At 63.6% G+C, this 9,669-nt stretch carries 10 protein-coding genes; 5 read left to right on the top strand and 5 right to left on the bottom strand.

Annotation, left to right across the window (positions count from 1 at the left end):
* Window positions 1–185: 185 nt before the first annotated feature.
* The 4 genes from ACH2EI_RS05100 to ACH2EI_RS05115 are packed head-to-tail and all read right to left on the bottom strand — an operon-like array spanning window position 186 to window position 4,492.
* Window positions 186–1,595: a cobyric acid synthase gene (locus ACH2EI_RS05100; RefSeq protein ID WP_395154802.1), complete on the bottom strand. Its 1,410-nt coding sequence runs from the start codon at window positions 1,593–1,595 to the stop codon at window positions 186–188.
* Window positions 1,592–2,395 carry an ABC transporter ATP-binding protein gene (locus tag ACH2EI_RS05105; RefSeq protein ID WP_395154803.1) on the bottom strand — a complete coding sequence of 268 codons (804 nt, stop codon included), beginning with the start codon at window positions 2,393–2,395 and terminating at the stop codon, window positions 1,592–1,594. Before ACH2EI_RS05105 ends, ACH2EI_RS05100 begins: the two co-directional genes overlap by 4 nt.
* Window positions 2,392–3,468 (bottom strand): FecCD family ABC transporter permease, encoded by a 1,077-nt coding sequence (locus tag ACH2EI_RS05110; RefSeq protein ID WP_395159326.1) that lies wholly within the window; start codon window positions 3,466–3,468, stop codon window positions 2,392–2,394. Before ACH2EI_RS05110 ends, ACH2EI_RS05105 begins: the two co-directional genes overlap by 4 nt.
* A gap of 10 nt (window positions 3,469–3,478) precedes the next feature.
* On the bottom strand, window positions 3,479–4,492 hold the full coding sequence (locus tag ACH2EI_RS05115; RefSeq protein ID WP_395159328.1) for a helical backbone metal receptor: 1,014 nt from the start codon (window positions 4,490–4,492) through the stop codon (window positions 3,479–3,481).
* Window positions 4,493–4,758: 266 nt separating this feature from the next.
* Between ACH2EI_RS05115 and cobO the strand changes: the two genes are divergently transcribed.
* From cobO to ACH2EI_RS05140, 5 genes are read left to right on the top strand one after another with little or no spacing between them, the layout of a single operon-like run.
* Window positions 4,759–5,364 (top strand): cob(I)yrinic acid a,c-diamide adenosyltransferase, encoded by a 606-nt coding sequence (gene cobO, locus ACH2EI_RS05120; RefSeq protein WP_395155240.1) that lies wholly within the window; start codon window positions 4,759–4,761, stop codon window positions 5,362–5,364.
* Window positions 5,365–5,383: 19 nt separating this feature from the next.
* The gene (locus tag ACH2EI_RS05125; protein ID WP_395155239.1) at window positions 5,384–5,935 is read left to right on the top strand and encodes a bifunctional adenosylcobinamide kinase/adenosylcobinamide-phosphate guanylyltransferase; all 552 of its coding nucleotides are present in this window, start codon (window positions 5,384–5,386) and stop codon (window positions 5,933–5,935) included.
* 22 nt (window positions 5,936–5,957) lie between these two features.
* Window positions 5,958–6,944: a nicotinate-nucleotide--dimethylbenzimidazole phosphoribosyltransferase gene (gene cobT / locus ACH2EI_RS05130; protein WP_395155238.1), complete on the top strand. Its 987-nt coding sequence runs from the start codon at window positions 5,958–5,960 to the stop codon at window positions 6,942–6,944.
* Window positions 6,941–7,702, top strand: coding sequence for an adenosylcobinamide-GDP ribazoletransferase (gene cobS / locus ACH2EI_RS05135; protein ID WP_395155237.1), 762 nt, complete (start codon window positions 6,941–6,943; stop codon window positions 7,700–7,702). Before cobT ends, cobS begins: the two co-directional genes overlap by 4 nt.
* Window positions 7,703–7,730: 28 nt before the next feature.
* A complete protein-coding gene (locus ACH2EI_RS05140) occupies window positions 7,731–8,645 on the top strand; it encodes a DUF368 domain-containing protein (protein WP_395159330.1) in 915 nt (304 codons plus the stop codon).
* Window positions 8,646–8,721: 76 nt separating this feature from the next.
* On the opposite strand, the gene ACH2EI_RS05145 is transcribed toward ACH2EI_RS05140, so the two are convergent.
* Window positions 8,722–9,669: pyridoxal phosphate-dependent aminotransferase (locus ACH2EI_RS05145; protein ID WP_395159332.1), on the bottom strand; the 948-nt coding region annotated here is incomplete at its 5' end.

Consider the following 9,669-nt stretch of genomic DNA (forward strand, 5'->3'; position numbering starts at 1 on the left):
CGACTTGTCGGTTCATAGTCAAGAACGTCTCGATGAGGTCGCCCGCGAGCTCAACGGCCGGCCCCGAGCACGCCACGAGTTTAGAACTCCGCTAGAAATGTGGAACGAGAAGATCGTTGCACTCACCGCTTGAAACCAAGCTGACCAAAGCGTGACAGAATTTCGAGCCGAGGTGGATCGGACAGTCAGGTCGAGGTGAGATGGCGCAGGAGATCCGTATCGAGATGCTGCTCGACGGCGTCAGCGAGTTGCGCAAAGGTGTCATCGAGCACCGGGCTGATGCGAACACCGAGCAGACGCTCGACAAATGCTGGGTCTTCGAAGAGGCCGTGGATCGTGGTCGCGACAACATTGCCGCTGCGCCAGCCGACCGGGCCAAGCGCGCTCCGCGCGACCACCAGATCGTCACCTCCCGACACCCGGCCGTACCTGATCTCGTAGCCGTCATGCTGTTCGCCTTCCCAGTCGATGCTCGACCGGACAGTCAGTTTGTCATCAGCCATCATCGTCCTCAGGGGCAGCAGCCCGAGCATCTCAGCCGCCCCGCGAGCGAAGCCTTCAGCGCCATTCGGATCGTCGAGTGACATTCCCAGCATCATCGCGCCACCGCACACGCCGATCACCGGTGTCCCAGCCGCCGCGGCACGAGCAACTGCGACATCGAGGCCGCGCTCTCGCATCCATGCGAGGTCGGCAACGACATGCTTGGAGCCCGGCAGGATCACGAAGTCGGCTCGCTCGAAGGAGGCTGCGTCGGTTGCCCAGCGAACGCTGGCGGCATGGCTCAGCATGTGAAACTCGTCGAGGTTCGATCCGAACGGGAGCCGTGGGATCGCCACCGATGGCGCGCCGGCCGGTGCATCGCCGTGCTCGACCGCCCCTTCCTCGCGCGGGAGCCGATGACGCAACATCGGCAGGACCCCGGCGTTGGCCATTCCCGTCATCTCGGTCAATCGCCCAGGGCCCGGTGCGAGCAGCGTCGGGTCGCCTCGAAACTTGTTCAGGACGTAGCCGGCGAGCCGGTCGCGCGTGGCCTCGGGAACCAGCGCCCAGGTCCCGTAGAGGTGGGCGAACGACCCGCCGCGATCGATGTCGCTGATCAGGAGCGCAGTTGCGTCGGCGTGTTCAACCATCCGGTTGTTGACCTGATCGACCAAGTTGATCTCGGCCGGACTGCCAGCCCCCTCGATCACGACGAGGTCGAACTCCGCGGCGAGGTCGTCAAACCCCTCGACCATCGGTATCCAGAGCGCATCGTGGCGGTCCTGCCAGAGCATGGCCGTCAACTCGCGATCGACGACGCCGCGCACGACAACCTGACTCTGTGTGTCAGCTTCCGGCTTCAGCAGCACCGGGTTCATCCGGACGTCGGGCTCAAGCCCGGCTGCGCTGGCCTGCAACCACTGCGCGACCCCGATCTCGCCGTTGCCGTGCGGCGTCGCGACGACACGGGCGTTGTTCGACATGTTCTGCGCCTTAAACGGGGCGACGCGAACACCCTCACGTCGGAACCAGGCACACAGCGCCGTGACGAGGAGCGACTTGCCCGCATCAGAAGTGCATCCGAGCACCATCAGCGGACGGAGGGCAGTCATGGTGCAGGGAAACCCCGGCGCGGGACGACAACGACCTGCCGGTTGCCCAACTCATCGACGTCCACTTCGACCGTGACGCACACGTTGTAGATCTTTCCGAGACGGTCGGCCGTCAGGACCTCAGCGGCGTCGCCGGCTGCGACGACATCACCGTGGTGCAGCATGACCAAGCGGTCGGTGTAGGTGCCGGCAAGCGTCAGATCGTGCAACGCACTGATCACGGTGATTCGCTCGGTGCGACGAAGTTCGGCCACCAGTTCGAGCGCCTGCTGCTGATGACCGATGTCAAGGGCTGACGTCGGCTCGTCGAGCAGCAGGATCGGCGCCTGTTGCGCCAGTGCTCGAGCGAGGACGATGCGTTGCCGCTCTCCCCCGCTCAGTTCACCGAGTAAGCGATCGGCGAACTCACCGAGGCGAAGACGTTCGAGTACATCATCGACGACTCGGTGATCGGCGCGGGTCGGTGAGCCGAAGTAGCCGATGTACGGCGTCCGACCGAGCAGCACGTATTCACGTGTGGTCATGTCGTTGGGAATCAACGGATCCTGTGCGACGTAGGCAACAAGCGCCGCTCGTGACCGGTCGTTGAGATCGTCGAGCACGACGCCGTCGACAGCGAGACGACCATCGGAGCGGACCAATCCGGCAATCGCCTTCAGCAACGACGACTTGCCGGCGCCGTTCGGCCCGATGAGGCCAAGCCACTCGCCAGGCAAAATCACATCGGAATAGCCGGCCAACGCCGACACGCCACGCTTGCTGTAGCGAACTGCGACGTCCTCCAGCGTCAAAGTGCTCATGCTCCGACGCGCCTCGTGCGGAGGAGATACAGGAAAAACGGGGCCCCGACAAACGCCGTGACAATCCCAATCGGGGTCTCTGCGGGCCGTGTCAGCATTCGCCCGGGGACATCGGCAAGGATCATGAATGCGGCCCCTCCCATCATCGAGAGTGGCAGGAGTCGACGGTGCCCTGCACCTGCGATGAGTCGAACCACGTGCGGCACGACGAGGCCGACGAAGCCGATCAGTCCGCTCACCGACACCACCGCAGCAGTTCCCAGCGTTGCAGCGATCACGATGACCAGCCGAGTTCGGGGGACCGAAACACCCAGCGTTGCGGCCTCTTCGTCGCCGACGCGAAACACATCGAGATGTCGGCGATGCATGATCAACACCAACGAACTGAAGGCGACATACGGCAAGACAAGCCGAACGTCTGCCCAACTCGATCGAGTGAGGCTGCCGAGCAACCAGCGCGTCACCTCGCGAATCACGTCAAGGTTGCGCTGCAGGATAAACGCCTGAATTGCCGACGTGAACGACACCACCGCGACGCCGGCCAAGACGAGCGTGACACCAGTGCGTGAGCCACCGAATGCTGCTCCGACCGTGTACGTGACCATCACCGTTGCGACAGCAAAGACGAATGCAATTGCCGGGACGGGGTCGATCGGCCAGCCGGAGGTGGCGCTCCGGCCGATCGTCAGACCAATGGTTGCCCCAAGGCCAGCACCGGCTGCGGCACCGAGGAGGTAGGGGTCGACAAGGGGGTTACGGAACACGCCCTGGTACGCAGCTCCGGCGATCGACAACATGCCACCAACGAGCCCGCCGAGGATGACACGCGGCATCCGGATCTTCCAGACAATCGCCCATTCACCGTCGGTCACTCCTGAATCGAAGTCGATCAGCGGCAAACGATTGAGGAGTTCCAGTGGCACGCGCCACCAATCGGGCCCGGCTGGCCCGATCGACGAGCCGAACACAATTGCTGCCAGCAGCACGGCTGCAGCACCCGTGAACCAGACTCCATCTCGCAACGGACCTCGCGCAGGCGACGCCTGCTCGGAACCCGTTGCGAGAGAAGACATGTGGGAGAAACTACGCCGGAACGGCGGCAGCCTGAACCGCTGCCGAGACTGCTTCGACGTAGTCGACAATGCGCGGGCCCCAACGCGAGGCAACGTCGTCATCCATCTCGATGACGTTGCCGTTCTGGACCGCAGCGATGACATCCCAACCGTCGCGCGCTCCAACCGTGTCGATGGTCTGATCACAGCACTTCGTGTCAGCAAGGAAAATCAGGTCCGGGTTGGCAGAAACGATGAACTCAGCGTTCAACTGCGGGTACCCGAAGTTGTCGCCCTCAGCCTGGTCAGCGATGTTCTGGAGACCGAGCAAGGTGTAGATCTCACCGATGAACGTCGTCGAATCCGAGCTGAAGAGCGTCGGATCGAGCTCGTGATAGATGCTCAACGGACGGTCGACCTGCGGTGCTGCAGCGATCGCTGCGGCGAGACGGGTCTGCATGTCGAGCACCAGTTCAGCTGCGCCTCCGACGTTGCCGGTGGCGGCACCGAGCTGTTCGATCTGGGCATAGGTGTCGTCAATCGTCGTAGCGGCCGGGCCGTCCCACGATGCGATGCCGATAGCTGCAAGCTGGTCGCCAAGACCGGAGAAGTCGCCACCGATGAGCACGAGGTCGGGTTCATACGCCGCGATTGCCTCGACGTTCGGCTCGAAGCCAGACAGTTCGTTCGGCAGTTCGAGTGCTTCTGCTGGGAAGTTCGAGAAGTCGTCGACAGCAACGAGCAGGTCGCCAGCGCCGATCGCGAACATGATTTCGGTATGTGTCGGGCTGAGCGAAATGACTCGCTCGGGCAAGCCGGCATCTTCGGGGGTCGTGTCAGCCGGTGCCTCGGTGCTCGCCGGTTCGGCCTCGACGGGTGCCTCTATCTCGGCCGGCGCGTCCGTCTCGGCCGGCGCCTCCGTCTCGGCCGGCGCGTCGGTGCTCGTGCTCTCGGCATCGTCACTGCCGCACGCGGCTGCCACGAAGGCGAGCGCGACGACTACGCCGATGAGTTTCTTGCGGGTGGACCGTTCTGTTGAACGCATTGTTCCTCCAACCTCGATATCGAGGGGTGTGATGGAGGACAAGCTGGGCTCATCCGGCAGCATCAGCCACCGGGTGCGAACCTTCCCTTGCCTCGAGGGTTTGATATCGCGTCATACGTGCAGGCGACCGGACTTGCTCGGGTTACTCCGAGACCACCGTTGCGGGACAGTGCTGGATTCTCACCAGGCTTCGCTGCGTTGTAGGACGATTCACTTTGATGTGAACTGGACATCGTAGTGCGGGCTTCCGTAACCTTGCACATTCCATGATGAGCGAAATTCCCACCGAAAAGACTCCAGCCGAAGCTCCTGACACAGCACCTACCGAGGATCCGCGCCCCGACGGGTTACGTCGCGCTGACTCATTGGTCATCGTCAACACCGGCAACGGCAAGGGCAAGTCGTCGTCGGCATTCGGCATGATGATCCGTGGGCTTGCGCGCGACTGGAACGTCGCCGTCGTGCAGTTCATCAAGTCGGGCAATTGGAACGTCGGCGAAGAAAAAATGGGTCGCAAGCTCGGCGTCGACTGGTTTTCGTTTGGTGACGGTTTTACCTGGGATTCCGACGACCTCACCAACGACAAGGCACACGCCGCCGAGGGGTGGGCAAAGGCCATCGAATTGATGGAGGCCGGCGAACACCAGCTGGTGATCTTCGATGAGCTGACCTATCTCGCGTCGTTTGGCTGGCTCCCGATTGCCGACATCGTCGGCCCAATCGCCGACCGGCCACGCCACGTCAACGTCATCGTGACCGGCCGCGACGCCGCTCCTGAACTGATCGAACTTGCCGACACCGTGACCGAAATGACTGAAATCAAACATGCCTACACCAGCGGCATTCGTGCCATGCGCGGCATCGACTTCTAACGGACGACCGCGAGGGTTAATGTCACTTACTGTTCTCATCGGCGGGGCTCGAAGCGGTAAGAGCTCGCTCGCTGTCGACATCGGACGTCGCTACCAAGCTGGATGTTCGGGCCCAGTTTCTTTCATCGCCACGGCACCTGCAATCGACGACGACATGCGTCAGCGCATCGATCGTCACGTCGAGGAGCGCCCCACCGACTGGCAAACGATCGAGGAGCTCCTCGACCTTGCAGCTGCAGTGGAAGCTGCCCCCGAGGGTCTCGTCATCATTGACTGCCTGACGCTGTGGACTTCGAACCTCATGTGGGACGGCAGGAGCGATCAGTACATCCGCAATCAGGCGACATCCGATGCTGCCGGTGTGGCGTTGCGCCGAGATCCCGTCGTCGTCATCACGAACGAGGTGGGGCTCGGAATCGTTCCCGACAATGCCCTCGCGCGCCGCTACCGGGACGTTCACGGTTTCGTCAACCAAGAGTGGGCCGCTGCTGCTGACACGGTCCTGCACCTCGTCGCCGGCCGCGCGACGAAACTCGAAGATCCGTGGACGCTCCTGGGCGATTTCGAATGACCCATCCGGCAGACTCCACGCCATGACCCTGCTGCACGATCGTCTCGCCGGCCTGCCGCCGTGCGACGCCGCCGCCCACCAAGCCGTCGTCGAGCGGGCCGCCCAGATCTTGCGCCCGGGCGGGGCTCTTGCATGGCTCGATGCGACCGCAGCATGGGTCGCCGGTTGGCAGCGCACCGATCGCCCTGCCATCGAGCGGCCAGCCGGCATCATCTTCGCAGCAGACCACGGCGTCGCCGCCGCCGGAGTGAGCGCGTATCCGCCTGAGGTCACCGCCGGAATGCTCGCCGCGTTTGAGGCCGGTCAAGCGACGATCAACGCCTTCGCGCGGGCCGCAGGCGCCGAGCTTCGTGCTGTCGACGTCGGCGTCGGGCGACCCACCGGTGATATTCGGATCGAGGCGGCAATGACGCCCGAACGATTCGATGCTGTGGTCCAACAGGCATTCGAGGCCATCGATGCACTCGATTGCGACCTGCTCGTGCTCGGCGAAATGGGCATCGGCAACACCACGCCATCTGCGGCCATCGCGGCGTCGCTCGCAGGTGGCGAGGCTGCGTCATGGGTCGGCCGCGGCACGGGTGTCGACGACGAAGGGCTCCGCCGTAAGGCAGACGCCGTGGAGGCTGCACAGCGCCGGATCGCCGGAATCACCGATCCGATCGAGGTGTTACGTGAGGTCGGAGGGGCCGAACTGGCAGCAATTGCCGCTGCGACCATCGCTGCACGGCATCGGTCGATCCCCGTGGTCCTCGACGGCTACGTCACCACGGCGGCAGTACTCCCGCTGGCGATGATTAACCCCGGCTCGCTCGAGCACTGCATCGTCGGCCACTGTTCCGCCGAGCCCGGCCATCGCAAGTTGCTCGACCTTCTCGGCAAGAAACCGTTGCTCGACCTCGACATGCGGCTCGGCGAAGGGTCCGGTGCGATGGCAGCTGTTCCGCTGATTCGAATGGCATGCGCCGGCATCAGCGAGGTGCCGACGTTCGCCGAGTTCTTCGCGTGAGCGACGGGCTTCCAACGTGGGGCGCACTGGGCGCCGCTCAGTTTTTAACGCGTATTCCGATTCGGCTGCGCGCCGCACCGGATCTCGCGAAGGCGGTGCCCTGGTTCCCCGTCATAGGTGCACTGATCGGCGCCACCACCGGTGGAGTTGCAGCCGGCCTCATGGAGCTGACCCCGCCCACCGTGGCGGCAACAGTCGCCGTATTGCTCGGCATCATCGTCACCGGGGCGTTCCACGAAGACGGTCTCGCTGACACCGCCGATGCAATGGGCGGGTGGACTCCCGAACGTCGCCGCGAGATCCTCAAAGACTCGCGGCATGGCAGCTACGGCGTGGCCGCCATGTGCGGAACCATCGTGTTGCGCATTGCTTGCATCGCAGCCTTGACGCCAGCGGCCGCGTTCGCAGCACTGGTTGCTGCCCACACACTCGGCCGTGGTGCCGCTGTTGGTGTCATGGGATTCGCTCACCCGGTAGCAGCGGATGGCCTCGGGGCCGACTCCACCCGGTCGCTCACCCGCTCGCGTGCTGTCATCGGCATGGCCGGCGCGCTCGCGATCGCGGCCCTGGTGACCGGGTGGTGGGTCGGACCATTTGCCGTCGCTGCCCTGGTCAGCACCATCGTGGTTGCGGCTGTGGCTCGTCGAGCGTTCGGTGAAGTGTCTGGCGACATCCTGGGTGCCGTCGAGCAGGTCGCAGAGTGTGTCATCCTCGTCGTTGCGACCGGACTCGCATCGCGCCACTCCCTTTGGTGGTGACAATGACTGGTGCTCGTAGTCTCACCGCGTGAACATTCCGGCCCCCGCAGCTCAACTCGTTCGTGGCTTTGCCATGGGCGCCGCCGACATCGTGCCCGGGGTCTCCGGCGGCACGGTCGCTCTGGTCCTCGGCATCTACGGCCGACTGATTAACAACATTCGGGTCGGCGCTCGCGGGTTGAAAGAGCTCCTGACCGGAGACATCACGGCGCTCAAGGCCACGCTCGGCGAGATCGAGTGGGTTTGGCTCGTGTCGTTGCTCGCCGGAATTCTCATTGCCGTTGCAGCACTGTCATCCGTGCTCGAACGCCTCCTCGAAGACGAACCGATCACCATGTCGGGCCTTTTCTTCGGGCTCGTGCTCGGCACGATCTACATTGCCTACCGCATGCTCGACCGAGTCGATGCGACGGCAATCGGCATCATCGCCGGCGTTGGGATCAGCCTGTTCCTTCTCCTCGGCCTCAAGTCCGACACCGTGGTCGATCAGAACGCCGCCGAGGTCGTCACCAGGTCACCGCTGATCTTCTTGCTGGTCGGAGCGATCGCTATCTGCGCCATGATCCTGCCGGGCATTTCCGGCTCGTTCCTCCTGGTCATGATGGGCATGTACACCGAAGTACTCGGAGCGGTGAACGACCGCGACTTCGTCTCGCTCGGTGCCTTCATCGTCGGTGCCGTCCTCGGCCTCGCACTCTTTTCGACGCTGCTGAGCTGGCTCCTTGAGAACTACCGCACCTGGGTGATCGCTGCCATGGTCGGCCTCATGCTCGGCTCGATGCGTGTGCTCTGGCCCTGGCCCAACGGCACCAACACCACCACGCTGTCGGCTCCCTCTGGCAACGTCGTCCTGCCGATCGTTCTGGCTGTCGTCGGCATCATCGTCGTGGTCGCCGTCGACATCCTCAGCACCAAGTTCGTCGACGTCGAACCCAACGACTGAGCAAGGCACGGGGCGACAACGTTGAGCTTGCTCAACGCGGATCCCTCGCAACGCAGCTATCGGGCAACCAGTTGCATCAAGAGACGAGGTCGGCGATGCGCTGAATACCTTCAACGAGGTCCTCGTCACCGAGGGCGAAACTGAAGCGGCCATAGCCGGGCAGGCCGAATGCCTCACCGGGAACGAAGGCCACCTTGGCATCTTCGAGGATGATGTCGGCGAGCTCGATTGTCGTGTTGGCGACCTTGACCGTCCCATCCGCGGAACGGATGTCCTTGCCGAGGAGCCCCGTCATGTCGGGGTAGCAGTAGAACGCTCCCTGCGGCTCGAGGCAGGTCACACCGTCGATCGCATTGAGCATTTGGTGCATGGTCGCGGCACGGCGAGCAAAAGCTTTGCGCATCATCACGACATCGTCGAGCGAACCAGACACCGCAGCAATTGCTGCACGCTGAGCAACGTTCGTCACGTTCGAGGTGGCGTGGCTCTGGAAGTTTGTCGAGGCCTTGATGACATCGGCCGGGCCAATCATCCAGCCGACGCGCCACCCGGTCATCGCATAGGTCTTGGCGACGCCGTTGACAATGATGCACTGGTCAGCAACGTCGGGGCACAGCACCGGCATCGACGAGAACTCATGAGCACCGTAGGTCAGGTGCTCGTAGATCTCGTCGGTGATCACCCAGACGCTGTTGGCGACGGCCCAGTCGCCAATCGCCTTGACCGCTTCGGGCGGATACACCGCACCGGATGGGTTGTCGGGGCTGACGAAGAGGAGCACCTTGGTCTTGTCGGTCTTGGCGGCATCGAGCTGTGCGATCGTGACCTGGAAGCCCGACTCGGCGTCGGTGTCGATGATGACAGGAACGCCACCGGCGAGCGTGATTGCCTCGGGGTAAGTGGTCCAGTACGGCGCCGGGCAGAGAACTTCGTCGCCCGGGTCACAGAGCGCAGCAAACGCTGTGTACACGGCGTGCTTGCCGCCACAGGTGACGAGCACGTTGGCGGGCTCGCAAGCAAAGCC

Origin of the sequence: Ilumatobacter sp. (genome assembly GCF_041688325.1) — a bacterium.
In the GTDB taxonomy this organism is placed as follows: domain Bacteria; phylum Actinomycetota; class Acidimicrobiia; order Acidimicrobiales; family Ilumatobacteraceae; genus Ilumatobacter_A.